The organism is Amycolatopsis acidicola (assembly GCF_007713735.2).
Lineage (GTDB): Bacteria > Actinomycetota > Actinomycetes > Mycobacteriales > Pseudonocardiaceae > Amycolatopsis_E > Amycolatopsis_E acidicola.
Genome location: NZ_VMNW02000008.1, coordinates 137,606 through 153,284 on the forward strand (window position 1 = coordinate 137,606; position 15,679 = coordinate 153,284).

Below are 15,679 nucleotides of genomic sequence, written 5' to 3' on the forward strand. Positions count from 1 at the left end.
TCGGTCGAACGCGGAGCGAGTAAATCTGGCTGGCCCGGGACGGTGTCCCGGAACGCGGCAGGCGCAGAAATCGGATGGCCGGTGACGCGCGAACTGGGCGTTACCCGGGCCCGTCGTGAGGTGGACCGCAGCCGGTCACGCGCTCCGATCGTTGTCGAGGCATTCCTGATACCACCGGTAGAACTCGATCGCCGGCGACTGGTGGTGCGGATTGAGCGGCCCCGGCTGGTAGGAGGAAGTGTTCATGCCACGCTGGACGTTCTCGCAGAGCTCCTTGTCCTGCCGCATGGTGATGTCGAACAAGCTCTTGAGCTTCTCGACGTCGTAGTCGACGCCTTCCTGAGCGGCGTCGGCGACGAACCAGTACTGGCTGAGCAGCGTCCGCTCCGGACCCAGCGGCTTGATGCTCCAGAGCCACGCGTGGTCACGCAGCACGGTGAGGTGCCCACTCGGCTGCCAGAACAGCTGCACATCCGGCGGATCGGCCAGCTCGGCGCCCTTGACCCGGGGGGACGGCACCGTGCATACGTAGTCCGACTGGGAGGGACCGACCTCGATGAGCGCCCACTCGTCCTCGGAGAACAGCTTGGGCGGGTTGTCCAAGTCCTCCACCACCGTGAACCCGGTGAACGGGTCGCCGCCGCCGTAGCGCTCGGCCAGCTCCGGGTGGTTCAGGGCACAGTGGTAGCACTCGTGGTCGTTCTCGTTGACGACCTTCCAGTTGGCTTCGATCTCCATGTGTTCGACCGCGGCCAGCTTCATCCGGTCGAAGTCGTAGCCGAGAATGCCACTCTCGGGCGTGACCAGGTCGGCGGCGAGCTCAGCGACCGAGGTGGGACGGGACTCGGCGAACGACACGAAGATCAGGCCGTGGAAGTCCTCGACCCAGGCGTTCTGAAGACGCCACTGGGAGACGTTCGTTCCTTCCGGCATGCGGGTGGCCGAAAGACACACCCCGTCCTTTTTGGAGAACGTCCAGCCGTGGTAGTTGCACATGAGGTTCCGGCCGGCACGCCCCCGCTCGGAGGTGACGATCGGATGCCCCCGGTGCGGGCAGACGTTGTAGTACGCCGTCAAGTTCTGGTCGGCTCCACGGGTGATGACGAGTTCGTCGTCACCCAGCCGGTACGTGATGAACGAGTTCGGTTCGTCGAGTTCGGATGTGTGGCCCGCGAAGTGCCAGCGGGGCCGGAAGACCGCTTTGACGTCCTTCCGAAGCCAGTCCGCGTCGATGAAGCGGTCCTTCGGCGGCCCGACATAGAAGACGTGCTCCTCGTCCGTGGCAGGCGATACTGGTGTGGACATTTTCTGGTCCTCCCTGGTGATTCAACAACAGGCGCGATGTGCGGTCCCCGGCCGAATTTCCGTGATACGACGAATCGCGGAAAATAGAGCCGGAAGCGTCTTACAGGTCGAGAATCAGCCGCTCGCTGACCGCGCGCGAGCAGCACAACATCATGGTCTGGCTCTCCAGACGCTCCTCTTCGGAAAGAACCGAGTCCCGGTGTTCCGGAATACCTTGCAGCACCGCGGTTTCACACGTGCCGCACACGCCCTCTTGGCACACCGTGGTCACCGAGACCCCGATCCGGGACAGCGCCTGCACGATGGTTTCTTCGGATTCGACTCGAACCGACTTGTTGGATCGCGCAAGTACGACTTCGAATGAGCCGGACTGCGACGCCGGCTGCTCCTGGGGCGCGAATCGTTCTATGTGGAGTACGCCGCGCGGCCAGTTCTCCGACTGCTCCTCGACAGCGCGCAGCATGGCGGGCGGACCACACGCGTAGACGGCGTCCCCGGCTTCGAGCAGTGCGGTGAACTGGGCGATGTCGAGGAGGCCGTGGGTGTCCTGCGGGTGGAGCACGACACGGTCGTCGGCGTAGGTCCTGAGGTCCTCCGCGAAGGCCATGCTCGAGAGCGAGCGTCCACCGTAGAGCAACTTCCAGGGCTTGTGCTCCGGGAGCGTTCTGACCATCGCCAGCAGTGGGGTGATTCCGATTCCCCCCGCGATGAAGTAGTAACTGTCCGCGTCGACGAGCGGGAACTGGTTCCGGGGTACGCCGACCTCGAGCACGAGGCCGGGTTCCGCGCGGTGCATCCAGCTGGAGCCGCCCCGGCCGTCCGCCTCGAGCTGCACGGCGATGGTCCACTCGTCGCGCACCCGGGGATCGCCACACAGTGAGTACTGCCTGGGCCCAACCCCCGGCACGTACACGTCGATGTGCGAGCCGGGTTCCCAAGCGGGGAGGGACGTGCCCGATTCCGGGCGCAGCATCAGAGCCCGCACGCCGGAAGAGGCGTTGTGCACCGAGTGAACGACCACGCGCAGCACCGAGCCGGCCTGCGCCCGCGCGTCCTGCGCCTCGGACGTGGAAGAAAGCATGGTCACCGCTTCAATCCCTCGATTCGCTCTGGGATGCGCGCCTGCGCCTCGATCGCTTACGAACTTCACCGTCTGTGACTTGTAACCGGTAGTCGATAACACTACACATCGAGCGCCTGGGGACACCAGAGGAAATCTTGCGGCGAGCGCCCCGCAGGCGAGGCGTCAGCAGGCGGACGGGGCCCACCCGGGGGATGTCGCGCCAAGCTTGACGATGGTCGTTTGTGACTACTAAAATCTGGTTCCCACCAGCAAATCGTTCAAGCACACACAGCCGAAGCCGCTCCCCGCCAGGCAGTGGACGGACTTCTTGAAGGCGGCCGTAGCCGATCGAGAGATCTTCATCCAGCGGAAACATATGGCCACACAAGAAGCCCTTTCTCGAAGCAATACGTAACCGGTAACATGCTACATAGAGCTTTGCGTCCGTCCGCTTCACTGGGCGACTTACGGCTTTCGAGCGCAGCTCAAGCCAGACGCTCGGCCGGCGGGCATAGCGAGGTTTCGGCTCTCCGAGGCGCCGGACCTTCGACGACGGATCAGTCCTCGGCGGGCTTGTTCCAATCGCCGGGGATGTGGCTCAGGTGCGCCAGCATCAGCGCCTCGGCCTTCTCGCCGTTGCCGGCGACGAGAGCGTCAAGGATCGGCCGGTGCTCCTCCGCGGACTCGATGAGCCGTCCTTGCCGGATCAGCTCGCTGAGCCCGCGTTGCGGAGTCTTGTCGCGCAGGTTCTCCACGATGCTGGTCAGGTGGTCGTTGCCCAGCATCGCGAGCAAACCGAGGTGGAACTGACGATCGGCGTCGATGTAGAGGACCAGGTCCTCCTGGCGCGCGCCACGCACGATGTCGTCGGCCAGGGCACCGAACTCACTCGCCCTCGGCGACACCTTGCCCGTCTGTGCCAGCTGCCGCATGGCGGGAGCTTCGAGCATGACGCGCACCTGGTAGATGTCCACCAGGTCCTTGTCACTGACCGGGATGACGCGGTACCCCCGGTTGCGGACCGGTTCCATCAGCCCCTGCTGCACCAGGGTGAGCATCGCTTCGCGGACAGGACTGTTGGAGACCCCCAGCGTGGCCGCGAGGCCTGCCGCGGAATAGATCTCACCCGGCTTGATCTCGCCGACGAGGAGGCCCTTCCGGATCACGGCGAGCGCCTGCTCGCGGAGGCTCTCGTAACGCTGCAACTGACTGGCCGGCTGAACAGTCATGAACGCTCCTCCCAGACGGGTTGCCCCAAGCCGCCGTGACTCGTCCTCAAATGTTACCGGTAACGACGGCAAGGTGGAGCGCGACCGTCCGTCCGACGGCGTTTTCCTGAAAGCCGGCCCGCGATGATCACGGCTCTCCCCTGCCCAGCGAGAACCAGGTCGTCTTGATTTCGGTGTACTGGTCGAACGCCTCGTGCCCTTGTCGCGGCCACCGAGGCAGCGAGACCGCCGTCCGTGCTGTCGGCCAGCGCGATGGTCTCCTGCTCGGTACTGAAAGTCAGGACCGACACCACCGGGCCGAAGGTTCTCTCGCGGACGACGTCCATCGATATTTGGCAACCCGAAATCACTCACGAGCGCCCCTCGGCGCACGAGCACTGTGCAGTTCGGCCGGAACATCCGGCGTAGCCTCCGTGGGACGCAGCGGTACATGTTGTCGGCAACCGAAGGATTTCGCCGATACTCGACAGCTGGTATGTCAGCGTGAAACGTGAAGCCGCTGGTGGGATTTCGGCTACTTCGCTTCCAGCATGTCAGTTCCGCCTGAAGACTGACCCTCTGGTTCCGGGTGAATGTTGACCCACCCATGAACGATCATGAGGTGTTGAACGTGGAGGACTGGGCGGAGATCCGCCGGTTGCATCGGGCTGAGGGGATGGCGATTCGGGCCATCGCTCGCAGGCTGGGGATCTCGAAGAACACGGTGAAGAAGGCGTTGGCCTCGCATGAGCCGCCGCGGTATGAGCGGGCAGCGAAGGGGTCGATTGTGGATGCTGTGGAGCCCCAGATCCGGGCGTTGCTGTCGGAATTCCCGGAGATGCCCTCGACGGTGATCATGGAGCGGATCGGCTGGGAACGTGGGAAGACGGTGTTCTTCGAGCGGGTGCAGCAATTGCGGCCGTTGTTCACACCGGCGGATCCGGCATCGCGGACGGAGTATCAGCCGGGCGAGCTCGCGCAGTGCGATCTGTGGTTCCCGCCGGCGGATGTGCCGCTTGGGTTCGGCCAGACCGGCCGGCCACCGGTGCTGGTGATGGTGGCGGGCTATTCACGGATGATCACAGCTGTGATGTTGCCGTCGCGGCAGTCACCGGACTTGCTGGCCGGGCATTGGACCTTGATCAGTGGCTGGGGCCGGGTTCCCAAAGCGCTGGTCTGGGACAACGAGTCCGCGGTCGGGCAGTGGCGCGGCGGGAAACCGCAGCTGACCGAGCCGATGAACGCGTTCCGCGGAACGCTGGGCATCAAGGTGATCCAGTGCCGTCCCCGAGATCCGGAGTCGAAAGGCCTGGTCGAGCGGGCTAACGGCTATCTGGAGACTTCGTTCCTGCCCGGGCGTTCGTTCACCAGCCCGGGAGATTTCAACAGCCAGCTCGCGGGCTGGCTCGAGCGGGCGAACCAGCGCCAGCACCGCCGTCTGGGTTGCCGACCGCTGGACCGGTGGGGCGCGGACCGTTCAGCGATGCTGGCGTTGCCGCCGATCGCGCCGGTGACCGGCTGGCGGCTGAGCACCCGACTGCCGCGGGATCACTACGTCCGGCTTGATTCCAACGACTACTCGGTCCACCCGAGCGCGGTCGGCCGCCGGGTCCAGATCGCCGCAGACCTCGCCGAGGTGGTGGTGACCTGCGATAACACGCAGGTTGCCCAGCATGCCCGCTGCTGGGCCGATCACCAGAGCATCACCGACCCCGCCCACGCTGCCGCAGCAGCCCAGATGCGCCAGGCCCGCCGCCTGGTCGCGATCCCCAAGGCCGACACGAGCGTCGAACACCGGCACCTGGCCGACTACGACCGCCTGTTCGGACTCACCGGCAGCGACGAGGAGATCGCCTGATGACCACAACGAAAACGACCGCGAAAACCAGCGGCCGCAACATCGAGGGCGAGATCGCCTATCTCACCCGCGCCCTGAAGGCCCCGTCGCTGGGCCAGGCCGTCGAACGGCTCGCCGAGCGAGCCCGCGCCGAGTCCTGGACACACGAGGAGTTCCTCGCCGCCTGCCTGCAACGCGAGGTCGCCGCCCGCGAGTCCCACGGCGGGGAAGGCCGGATCCGCTCCGCCCGGTTCCCGGCACGGAAATCGTTGGAGGAGTTCGACTTCGACCACCAACGCTCGCTCAAACGCGACACAATCACCCACCTCGGAACTCTGGACTTTATTGCAGGGAAAGAGAATGTGGTGTTCCTCGGCCCACCCGGGACCGGGAAAACGCACCTGTCAATCGGGCTTGGCATACGCGCCTGCCAGGCCGGGCACCGAGTCGCGTTCGCCACCGCCGCCGAATGGGTCGCCCGTCTCGCCGACGCCCACCACGCCGGCAAGCTGCAGGCAGAACTCATCAAACTCGGCCGGATCCCGCTGATCATCGTGGACGAGGTCGGCTACATCCCCTTCGAGGCCGAAGCCGCGAACCTGTTCTTCCAGCTCGTCTCGTCCCGCTATGAACGAGCCAGCCTGATCGTCACCAGCAACAAGCCCTTCGGCCGCTGGGGCGAAGTCTTCGGCGACGACGTCGTCGCAGCAGCCATGATCGACCGCCTCGTCCACCACGCCGAAGTCATCTCCATGAAGGGAGACAGCTACCGCCTCAAAGACCGAGACCTCGGCCGCGTCCACCGGCCACCAAAACCAACGACTAACAACCACCAACCCGGATGGGTCAACCTTCACCCGGAACAACCGGGTCAGACTTAGACCGGAGTTGACACAGCACCCTCGGCACACTCGAACCTCGTGTCCGCAGTGCCCGCCGAACCGGCGCGGCTCACCTCTCACCGATAGACGCAGCCGTGGACATGCGCGTGATCTTTGCGATGCCGTCGACACTGGAGACGCGTCCCTGGCGAGGCTTGAGATGGGGTTGCGGCTGAGCAAGCACGAACGGTCCAGCAGGCGTTCCACGGGCTCACGCGGTTGGTCGTCAGTTCGACGATAGTTGGCTATGCCGACTTGGATCGAACCTGCGAGCCCCACCGATTCGCCGACCAGCCGTTTCACCGGCCTCACCGACGAGCTGGATCTCGACGAACGCGAACAGCGAGCTTACGCGTTCATCCAGATACTCGAAGCCATCGCGAGGGAACCAAGGAGCGGTGGGCACCGCGGACCGACGGCGACGCATTCCATTGCCATGCCGTGCCTTCGGAACCAGTGGCCTCCCAACTGGGCGCACTTAGCTGTCACTCTTAGAAAATCCAACCGCTGGTGGACGGCCCTCCAGGGCTGACCAGCAACCCCGGCGACGGGCTGGGTCAATCATGGAGCTGGATCGCGATCTCAGGACAAGCTTGCGCGCCGAAGCGGGCCTGCTCTTCGAGGTTCGCCGGCACCTCAGTCGATTTCGTCACGTTGTAGCCCAGGTCATCCAGTTCGTAGACCTCCGGTGCACGCGCGGCGCACAAGGCATGTCCGACACATCGTTCCTGGTCGACTGTCGCTCGCATTTCCTTCTCCCTTCTACACAGGCTCGAACTCGATGACCGCGGTCTGCCAGCCGCCGAAGCCTCCCCAGTTGGGATAGGCGACGACCTCGTCCTCGACCACCGAGTAGTCCGGGATCTTTTCGAGCAGTTGCCGGATCGCCACCTGGAACTCCAGGCGAGCCAGATGCGATCCCGGGCAACGGTGGATGCCCGAACCGAAGCTCAGGTGGCGGTTGGGGAACCGATCGATGCGAAAGGTCAGGGGGTCGTCGAACTGTGCCGGGTCCCGGTTGGCAGCAGCCTCGCTCAGCAGGACCCGATCGCCCGGCCGCATCGGGCAGCCCTCGAACTCGATGCCAGTCGCGACCGTGCGGGAGTGGCTGCGGGCCGGTGGGTACATCCGGAGGAACTCTTCGGTGGCGATCTCGAGCAGTCCGGGTTCATCGAGCAGGCGGCGCCGGTCGTCCGGGTTTCGGCCAAGATGCAGGATGCCGGCCGCGATAAGGGAAGCGCTGGTCTCGACTCCTCCGCCGACGAGAAGGTTGAGGACAGCTTCCGCGCGTTCCTCAGGGATCAGCTCGCCATCGATCTCGCCGACGGCGATCCGCGTAATGACGTCATCGCCGGGTTCCGCTCGCCGACGCTGGATCTCCTCCCGGACCCGCCGGTAAATCCACTGCTGCGACTCGTAAGCCGCTTCGAACTCGGCGGAGCCGACCGGATAGCCGAGCAGGTCGTGGTAGGTCTGAGCGATCGTCTTCCACTCTTCTCGCGGAAAGCCCAGCCATTCGAGGGCCACGGCGGCCGGTAACGGATTCGCGAAATCCTCGATCACATTCATCCGGCCGCGAGTAAGGACCTGGTCCAGGTAGCGCGCGGTCCAGTACTCGATACGCGGCAGAAGCCGGCGCGCACTGGCTGGGGAAAGGTCCGGGCCGACGAGATTCCGGTAGTGACGCCATTCCGGTGGGTCCATTTCTTCGGGATCGAGTCGTTGCGCCTTCATCGGCGCGAGGATCATCGCCGAGTACTCCGGATCGCGACGGGCCGAGGAGAAGTTCTTCCAGTCGCGGAACGCGCTGGTGACCTGATCGTACCCGGTTACGACCCAGTGCCCGCCGAAATGCCGGCTCCATCCGACAGGACAGCTCGAACGCAGTGAATCCAGCTCTTCGTTGCAGCTCCGGTCGTCGTGGGCCGCCGCGTAGTTGAAGTGCGTGTAAACGCCACCGGGCGGCTGTGCGTCATGGTTTTCAGTCATGGTTCCCTCTTGCCTTTCCGGTGGACAATCACTTGAATTCGATGACACCCCGGAGGTTTCGTCCCGCACGCATGTCGTCGTAAGCTTCGTTGACCTGGTCAAGGCGATAGCGGCGAGTGATCACTTCGTCAAGCTTGAGCTTGCCCTCGGCATACAGGTCGATGAGTCTGGCAATACTCTCGCGCGGCGAAGACATGCCGTACAGAACACCCTGAATTCGCTTCTGGTACATGGAGATCTCGAAGAGGTTCACCGGGATGTTGAACTCGGTGAGCGCTCCCTGCGAGGTCACCACGACCGTGCCGGCCTTGCGGATCGCGGTGAACGCCTCCGCGATGAACTCCCCCTTGACCACACCCACCGTGACGATCGCCGAATCGGCCCCTTGGCCGTTGGTGACGGAACGGACGAACTCGGTCGCCGCCGTCATATCGGCGAATGACTCGGTGGCACCGAGTTTGAGCGCGGAATCCCGCTTGAACTTGACCGGATCGACGGCGACGACATGAGCCGCGCCCGCGAATGCGGCTCCCTGAACGGCATTGATCCCCACACCGCCGATACCCATCACGACCACGACGTCACCGGGTCGCACCACCGCCCCATTGACGGCCGAGCCCCAGCCGGTCGGGACTCCACAAGCGACGATGCAGAGCGTTTCCAGCGGTACGTCCTGGCGAACCTTGACGCACGAAAGCTGGTCGAACACCTGCCATTCGGAGAAGGTGCCCAGCGTCGACATCGTCGCGACGTCGGTTCGGCCGTGGTGCATACGGAAGGTACCGTCGAGTTGCGTACCTTCCATGATCAGGGCGCCGTTGTCGCACAGCTGTTGCAGTCCTTGGGCACACCATTTGCACCGGCCGCACGAGGGAATGAACGAGGTGATGACATGGTCGCCTTCGGTGAGGCCGTAGACCCCCGGCCCGACCTCGCGGACGACGCCGGCGCCCTCGTGCCCACCGCAGATCGGGAGGTGCCCGGCCGGCACGTCACCGACCTTCACGTGGTCGTCGGAATGGCAGAGCCCGGTAGCGACCATTTCCACCAGCACCTCGCCCCGACGTGGCTCGTCGATGCTGACCGTCGATACTTTCCATTCCCCTGGCTGTTCCCAGAGCAGTGCGGCTCGCGAAGTAACCATCTCGATCTCCTTTGACCGGGCGGGTGCGGGGCGGCCTCCGGCCGTGCATTCAGCGTGTTCGACCGGAAGCCGCGGTGACGAGGCGATTGACGTCCTGGTCGTCAATCGCGTTTGATCAGAGTCCGATCCAGACGTTCTTGGTGCGACTGAACTCCTGGATCGCGGCATAGCCTCCAAGCCGGCCGACGCCGCTTTGCTTGACGCCACCGAAAGGCACGGACGGGGGCAGTCCTCCGGTGCCGTTGATCCATACCATGCCCGCATCGAGGGCGTCGGCCATGCGGTGGGCACGGGAAAGGTCCTTGGTCTGGATGTAGGAGGCGAGGCCGTAGTCGGTGTCGTTCGCCTGTGCGATCGCGTCCTGCTCGTCGGAGAAGCGCACGATGGACAACACCGGGCCGAAGATCTCTTCCCGAACGATCTCGGCGGATCGGTCGACGTCGGCGAAGACCGTCGGCTCGATATAAAAGCCTTCCGCGAAGTCGCCTCCGGCTCGCCCCCCGCCCGCCACGATCCGGCCGGCACCGGCCTGTTTCGCGCGATCGATGAATCCCATGATCCGATCACATGCGGTCTGATTCACCACGGGGCCGAAGGTCGTGTCCGGCTTCGCCGGGTCCCCGGGGGTGAAGATCCGAACCGCTTCCCGGACGCGCTCGACCAGCTCGTCGTGCACCGAGTCCTGGACCAGGACACGAGTGCCGTTGACGCACCCCTGCCCGGACACCTGCATGCAGAACATCACCGCTCGCTGCGCGGCGAGGTCCAGGTCCGCGTCGGCGAACACGAGGTTGGGAGACTTTCCGCCCAACTCCGTCGCGACCGGCGTGAGGTTTTCGGCAGCCGAGTGCAGGATGCGGCGCGCGGTGGGGCCGCTGCCCGTGAAGTGGATCTTGTCGATGCCCCGGTGCGAGACGAGTGCCGAGCCTACGGCCCCGTCTCCTGGAACGACGTTGATCACGCCGGGCGGGAACCCCACTTCGAGTGCGAGTTCCGCGACCCGCAGCGATGTGAACGGCGTCAGCTCCGGCGGCTTCACAACCACACAGTTACCTGCTGCCAGTGCTGGAGCGATGACCAGTCCCAGGCTGAAAAGTGGGCTGTTCCAGGGGATGATGATCGCGACGACACCGTACGGTTCGAGGATCGAATAGTCGATCCCGGCAACCGGCCACACGGGGTGGACGTCACCGGTGATCTTGTCCGGCCATCCCGCGTAGTACCGAAGGCAGTCCTGCATCATCTGGCGGCCCATGTTCGCTCCCGCGACGGGCGTGCCGTTCTCGGTGGTGGACATCGCGGCCAGCTCGTCGGCGTGGTCACCGACTGCCTGCGCGAGATCGAGCAACAGGCGGCGCCGTTCGTCGACCGGAACCGCCTTCCACACCGGCGTGGCGGCGCGGGCTTCCGCCACCGCGGCGTCGACGTCCGAGGGGCCGGCGAGCGGAACCTCGACCGTGCTCCGTCCGGTCGCCGCGTAGACGTGCTGGTACGCGCTGCCGTCCGTGCGGGGTCGTTTCGCCCCGATCACCGGCAACGGATTGGGCAGGACATCGAGCCGAGCGTCTTCGATCGCCATGTGAATGTGCCTTTCCCTGACAGGTCTGCTATTTCGCGGTCGCACCCAGATCGACGGGAAGCGCGATCCCGGTGGTGTAGCGGGCCTCGTCGGATGCCAGGTAGAGCACGGCGTTGGACACGTCGACGGGCTGGATCCACGGTTCCGGCCAGATGTTGATGGACGCATAGACATCCTTGGCGTCCTCGGCCGTGGGCTGTTCGAGGTCAGGGCGGAAGATGCTCCGCACGAGTGCGTTGTCCACCATCGTTGTCTCGACATTCGTGGGATGGACGGTGTTCACCCGGATCCGGTGCGGGGCGAGCTCGTGTGCGAGCGTCTTGGCCAGCCCGACAACACCGAATTTCGCCGCGGTGTAGCTACTGCAGTTCGGGGTTCCCTTGAGCCCGGCCATGGAACTCGTGATGATGATCGATCCGCCGTGACCTTGGTCGATCAGAACGGGGATGGCGGCCTTGACGGTGTGCCATACGCCCGTGAGGTTCACGTCGAGCATTGTCTGCCACTGCTCTTCGCTTTGCTCGTGCGTCAGTGCCATGGTGAGGATCCCCGCGTTGGCACAAACGATGTCCAGCCGTCCGAGCTCGGCGACACCGCGGCGCACAGCGTCGTCCAGGGCCCCCTGTTCACGAACGTCCGCCTGCACCGCGACGACGCGGCGCCCCAGCTTCTGCACGAGCTTCGCCGTTTCGTCGAGATCGTCCGGCGTGGCCCCGGGGTATCCCACGGTGGCGACCGGCGAGCAGATGTCGACCGCGATGACGTCCGCGCCTTCTTCCGCGAGTCGCAATGCGTGCGATCGACCCTGACCGCGCGCTGCCCCGGTGATGAAAGCGACCTTGCCTTCGACTCTCCCTGGCACCTTTACTCCTTGGACCTCGGTTGCGTGCAGAGGAACTGTGGTGACGCTCTTCGTCGCGCCGACGGGCGTGAACGATGCGATCGACAGAGGGACCGGATGATTGAGGGCGTTCGCAGGGTGACCATCAGCGACGAAGCTCCACTCGAGGCCGGGTGGTCCCGAACCACTGGCGAAGCCGCCTCCTTGTCAAAACCGGCGCACACGGCCAGAACGTGTTCGCCGCAGGTGTTCCCACGACCTCTCCTCAAGGGCTCGACGCCTTGACCATCGCGTCATTGACGACACTATTGCATGCCGTTTGGTCTCACACAAGCCTCTGCAAGGCCGTCGTCGAACCCCGGAAGAAAATATCACCCGCCGACGGAAAGCCGGAAGAAGTGCCCCACAGCAAGGAGTTCACCGCCCCACGGGAACCACCGTCCCGGCTGAGCCGACGACACATCGGACACAGGCTGCCACGAAGTGAACACAGTCTCCGATGACCACCACGCACGCATTGGGGATCACGCCTGTGTCGATCACGGTACCGATCTCATGGTTACGTGCGACGGATTCCAGCCCTGAGCCGGTGAATGAGCCAGAGCCGGCTTCATGACCGAGACGCCCGCGGACCCGTCCAGCCCTTTGAACACCTCGCTCGCGCCGATTCCAACCCCGGCAGCGACACGGGGTTTCACAACGCCGCGCCGAGAAGCCTGCCGCTTACCGCGCCGTGTTGCCAGCATCCACTTTCAACTCGGTTGCCGTGATGTAACGCGCCTGGTCGGATACCAGGAAGGCGACGGCATTACTCACGTCCTCGGGCTCCACGAACGGCACCGGAAGCAGGTGGGAGGCACAGCGTGCGGCGTGGACATCCTCCTCGGTCGGATGCTCCAGGTCGGGACGGAACAGCCGGAACAGCGTCTCGTTCTGAATCATCGGTGTGTTCACCGCGGTGGGAACGACGGCGTTGACGCGGATGTTGTGCTGTCCGAGCTCGACGGCGAGGCTGCGCACGAGACCGACCACGCCGTGTTTACTGGCCGCGTACGCGGAGATGTTGGGAACTCCTTTGACTCCGGCGATCGACGCGGTCGCGACGATCACCCCGCCGCGGTTCTGCCCGACCAGCCATGGGATCGCCGCCTTGCAGGTGTTCCAGACGCCGGTGAGATTGGTGTCGATCACCTCGTCCCAGTCGCGTCCGCCCATCGTGTCGGCCCGGCCGATCAGCAGCACGCCGGCATTCGCCACGACGATGTCCAGCCCACCGAGCTCACCCACACCGGCATCGACGGCAGCCTTCAGGTCCTCATGGTTGCGGATGTCGACGGAGAATGGAACGACCCGTCGACCGAGTGCGCGCACCAGGCGCACGGTCTCGGCCAGATCGTCCGCCGTAGCCAGCGGGTACCCGCGAGCTCCGTTCGGCAGGCTGCCGTCCACGTCGACAGCGAGGATATCGGCACCTTCCGAGGCGAGCCGCACAGCGTGACTGCGTCCCTGCCCTCGTGCCGCGCCGGTGACCAATGCGACTTTTCCCTCGAGTCCGCTCACTCGAACCTCCATAGGTTGACGTAAAAGGTTTGGCGTCAGTCGATGCCAAGCCGTCCGGGCGCGTTGCGATCCAGCTTCCTGCGCACGCCGTCCACGGAATCGGCCTCCACGGACACGACCAGTTGATGCACCCCCGCGCTGCGATAGTCGTCGGCGAGGGCGGGAGTAAGCCGGGCACGGGGCGTCACGGAAATCCGGAAGGACGCGAGATCGCGTTCCTCCTCCGCGAGCAGCCGATGCAGCGTCGCCGCGATCACACGAACCTCATCGGGGGTCTGCCCGAACCCGTACCAGCCTTGACCAAGCCGTGCGGCGTCGCGAAGCGCACGCTCACCGACGCCGCCCAGCACCACCGCCGGCCCCAGCCGGCTGACCGGCTTCGGATACGCGTCCACGCCGGCGAACGACACGTACCTCCCGGAAAACACCGGCGGTTCCTCTGCCCACAGGGCCCGCATCGCGGCAAGGTACTCTCGGGCCCGCTCGCGACGTCCTTGCATCGGCACGCCCAATGCCGCGAACTCGATGCTCACGTGCCCTATGCCGACGCCCAGCACCAGCCGTCCACCGCTGAGAACGTCCAGCGTGGCCACTCGCTTGGCCAACTGGACCGGGTTGTGCTGTGGAAGCACGACCACACCGGTGCACAACTGCATGTGCGTCGTCGACGCGGCGATATATGCGAGCGTCACCAGTGGATCGGCCATGGGCCAGTCCGGTTCGAGAGGCGGCTTGTCCCGTCGTGGCCGCGGCAGTACCGAATGCTCGCCCGTCCACAAGGACGAGTACCCGAGCTCCTCCGCGTGGCGGGCCAGCTGCCCGCACGCGGGAGTCGCCATGGCACCGACATTCGCCCCGAAGAAGCCGAGTCTCATCCATGCCTCCGGCCGCACGCGGTCATGTCGCACTGTCCTCTGTGGACCATGCAAGGGCCTTGATCAGCCGCGCGCGGATCTTCCACACTCCGGCGTTCTTGACGACCTCGTCGTATTTCTCGCCGTAGATCGCGGGAACCGGGCGACCGTACGGGCTCATGGACATCATGAGGCCGATCGAACGGGCCATCGCCACGTCTGAGCGTTCGGCGTCCGGGATGATCTCAAGCGAGGTGACGCAATGGCGGGCCGGGACGCCGGGACCGCAAACCCGCTGCTCGAGCATCTCCTGCATGCGCTGGCGGATTCCGGTGTGGCCACGGTAGACCTGCTGCCCCTCGACCTGCCACGTGCAGTCCTCGGTGTACAGGGCTATGTAGTCGGACGGTTCGCTCCACGTATCGGTCAGCCAGGCGACCCTGGCGATGAGGTTCCGGATTTCGAGTTCGTCCCGGACGTCCATGGCAGGCTCCTTTTTTCGGCTCCGCGAACGCGAGCCGGCCGCTCGCGCTGTCATACCGATTGCCCGGCGTCATCCTCGGCGACCAGGAACACATCCAGGCCGTGGGTGGACCGGGCATCGACCCGCACCATGGCGGGCCGGTCGCCCTGCGCGGGAGTCCTGGCCAGCCAAGCTTCCTGGGCATCCAGCCACCGCCACGCCGCATGCAGGTCATCGACCGCCAGGGTGAGGTGCGAAAGCCCCGCCGGCCAACGCGTCCCGGGCGGCCGGGCCACCAGCTCGACGGGGGCGCCACTCGCTGCGGTGACCTGCTGCCTGGCCGACCAGCCTGCTCTCGGGCGGCGCCCCTGGTTGACCAACGTGAAGCCCAGCATGCGGTAGAACCGCACCGCTTCGGTGATCGACCGGACGGTGTGCCCGACCGCAAGGGCCCGCGTCACACGCCAATCCAGTGCTGAGCCCGCCGGCCGCTGCTCCGTCCTATCCGGCGCCTTTGCCGGCATGGAACGGAATTGCTCCACCTCACCGGCGTCGAGTAGCTCGACCGTGATCCCCGCGCACTCGTCCGGATCGAGCCAGGCCCGCCGCAAGGTCACCACGCGGCCCGCCTTCCGGACCCGGATGAGGAGCCCGGCGCGGCGCAGCCGCTCCACCTCGCCGGACAGGTCATCGACCTGCAAGGACAGGTGGAATGGTCGTCGCCCCGCCCGCAGCTGCGTCCACTGCGCCGTCGACCGCACGATCGGCTGCAGTGGTTCGAGCCCGCATCCCGGAATGGGCAGGTTCGTGGTGAGCACACCTTCCTCCGCCGCGAACCACGGCGCCGGAACCGGTCCCGACAGTCCGAAAAGGATATTCCATGTGGACACAACCGATTCGATGTCATCACACAGGAGGCCGATGTGCGCGATCGCGGGCCCGGCGCTCGTCATGG

At 65.3% G+C, this 15,679-nt stretch carries 15 protein-coding genes; 2 read left to right on the forward strand and 13 right to left on the reverse strand.

Features of this window, described 5'->3' with window-relative positions:
• Positions 1-135: 135 nt before the first annotated feature.
• From FPZ12_RS08470 to FPZ12_RS08485, 4 genes are all read right to left on the reverse strand, one after another.
• Positions 136-1,305 carry an aromatic ring-hydroxylating oxygenase subunit alpha gene (locus FPZ12_RS08470; protein WP_144754395.1) on the reverse strand — a complete coding sequence of 390 codons (1,170 nt, stop codon included), beginning with the start codon at positions 1,303-1,305 and terminating at the stop codon, positions 136-138.
• Between the two features lie 100 nt (positions 1,306-1,405).
• Positions 1,406-2,455, reverse strand: a complete 1,050-nt coding sequence (locus tag FPZ12_RS08475; protein WP_208025798.1) for a PDR/VanB family oxidoreductase — start codon at positions 2,453-2,455, stop codon at positions 1,406-1,408.
• Between the two features lie 470 nt (positions 2,456-2,925).
• Positions 2,926-3,597: a GntR family transcriptional regulator gene (locus FPZ12_RS08480; protein ID WP_144754398.1), complete on the reverse strand. Its 672-nt coding sequence runs from the start codon at positions 3,595-3,597 to the stop codon at positions 2,926-2,928.
• 53 nt (positions 3,598-3,650) lie between these two features.
• The gene (locus FPZ12_RS08485; protein ID WP_279537777.1) at positions 3,651-3,947 is read right to left on the reverse strand and encodes an aldehyde dehydrogenase family protein; all 297 of its coding nucleotides are present in this window, start codon (positions 3,945-3,947) and stop codon (positions 3,651-3,653) included.
• 251 nt (positions 3,948-4,198) lie between these two features.
• Here FPZ12_RS08485 and istA point away from each other — a divergent pair, with 251 nt between their 5' ends.
• Together istA and istB are read left to right on the forward strand one after the other, a co-directional pair.
• The gene (gene istA, locus FPZ12_RS08490) at positions 4,199-5,434 is read left to right on the forward strand and encodes an IS21 family transposase (RefSeq protein WP_144754404.1); all 1,236 of its coding nucleotides are present in this window, start codon (positions 4,199-4,201) and stop codon (positions 5,432-5,434) included.
• Complete coding sequence (gene istB / locus FPZ12_RS08495) at positions 5,434-6,294, forward strand: IS21-like element helper ATPase IstB (protein ID WP_243769738.1); 861 nt, start codon at positions 5,434-5,436, stop codon at positions 6,292-6,294. The genes istA and istB overlap by 1 nt, the downstream gene beginning before the upstream one ends.
• A 557-nt stretch (positions 6,295-6,851) precedes the next feature.
• On the opposite strand, the gene FPZ12_RS08500 is transcribed toward istB, so the two are convergent.
• The 9 genes from FPZ12_RS08500 to FPZ12_RS08540 all read right to left on the reverse strand — a co-directional run bounded on the left by FPZ12_RS08500 (position 6,852) and on the right by FPZ12_RS08540 (position 15,677).
• A complete protein-coding gene (locus FPZ12_RS08500; RefSeq protein WP_144754406.1) occupies positions 6,852-7,043 on the reverse strand; it encodes a ferredoxin in 192 nt (63 codons plus the stop codon).
• Positions 7,044-7,056: 13 nt separating this feature from the next.
• On the reverse strand, positions 7,057-8,283 hold the full coding sequence (locus FPZ12_RS08505; RefSeq protein ID WP_144754409.1) for a cytochrome P450: 1,227 nt from the start codon (positions 8,281-8,283) through the stop codon (positions 7,057-7,059).
• Positions 8,284-8,311: 28 nt separating this feature from the next.
• Positions 8,312-9,427: an NDMA-dependent alcohol dehydrogenase gene (locus tag FPZ12_RS08510; RefSeq protein ID WP_144754412.1), complete on the reverse strand. Its 1,116-nt coding sequence runs from the start codon at positions 9,425-9,427 to the stop codon at positions 8,312-8,314.
• 115 nt (positions 9,428-9,542) lie between these two features.
• On the reverse strand, positions 9,543-11,006 hold the full coding sequence (locus FPZ12_RS08515) for an aldehyde dehydrogenase family protein (protein WP_144754415.1): 1,464 nt from the start codon (positions 11,004-11,006) through the stop codon (positions 9,543-9,545).
• Positions 11,007-11,034: 28 nt separating this feature from the next.
• Entirely contained in the window at positions 11,035-11,868 is an 834-nt protein-coding gene (locus FPZ12_RS08520) for a mycofactocin-coupled SDR family oxidoreductase (RefSeq protein ID WP_144754418.1), read from the reverse strand.
• A gap of 702 nt (positions 11,869-12,570) precedes the next feature.
• The gene (locus tag FPZ12_RS08525; RefSeq protein ID WP_243769739.1) at positions 12,571-13,407 is read right to left on the reverse strand and encodes a mycofactocin-coupled SDR family oxidoreductase; all 837 of its coding nucleotides are present in this window, start codon (positions 13,405-13,407) and stop codon (positions 12,571-12,573) included.
• Between the two features lie 35 nt (positions 13,408-13,442).
• Positions 13,443-14,282, reverse strand: a complete 840-nt coding sequence (locus FPZ12_RS08530) for an LLM class F420-dependent oxidoreductase (RefSeq protein WP_144754424.1) — start codon at positions 14,280-14,282, stop codon at positions 13,443-13,445.
• A gap of 22 nt (positions 14,283-14,304) precedes the next feature.
• On the reverse strand, positions 14,305-14,745 hold the full coding sequence (locus FPZ12_RS08535) for a nuclear transport factor 2 family protein (protein ID WP_166462645.1): 441 nt from the start codon (positions 14,743-14,745) through the stop codon (positions 14,305-14,307).
• A 50-nt stretch (positions 14,746-14,795) separates the two neighbouring features.
• A complete protein-coding gene (locus tag FPZ12_RS08540; protein ID WP_144754429.1) occupies positions 14,796-15,677 on the reverse strand; it encodes a VOC family protein in 882 nt (293 codons plus the stop codon).
• Between the last annotated feature and the right edge of the window lie 2 nt (positions 15,678-15,679).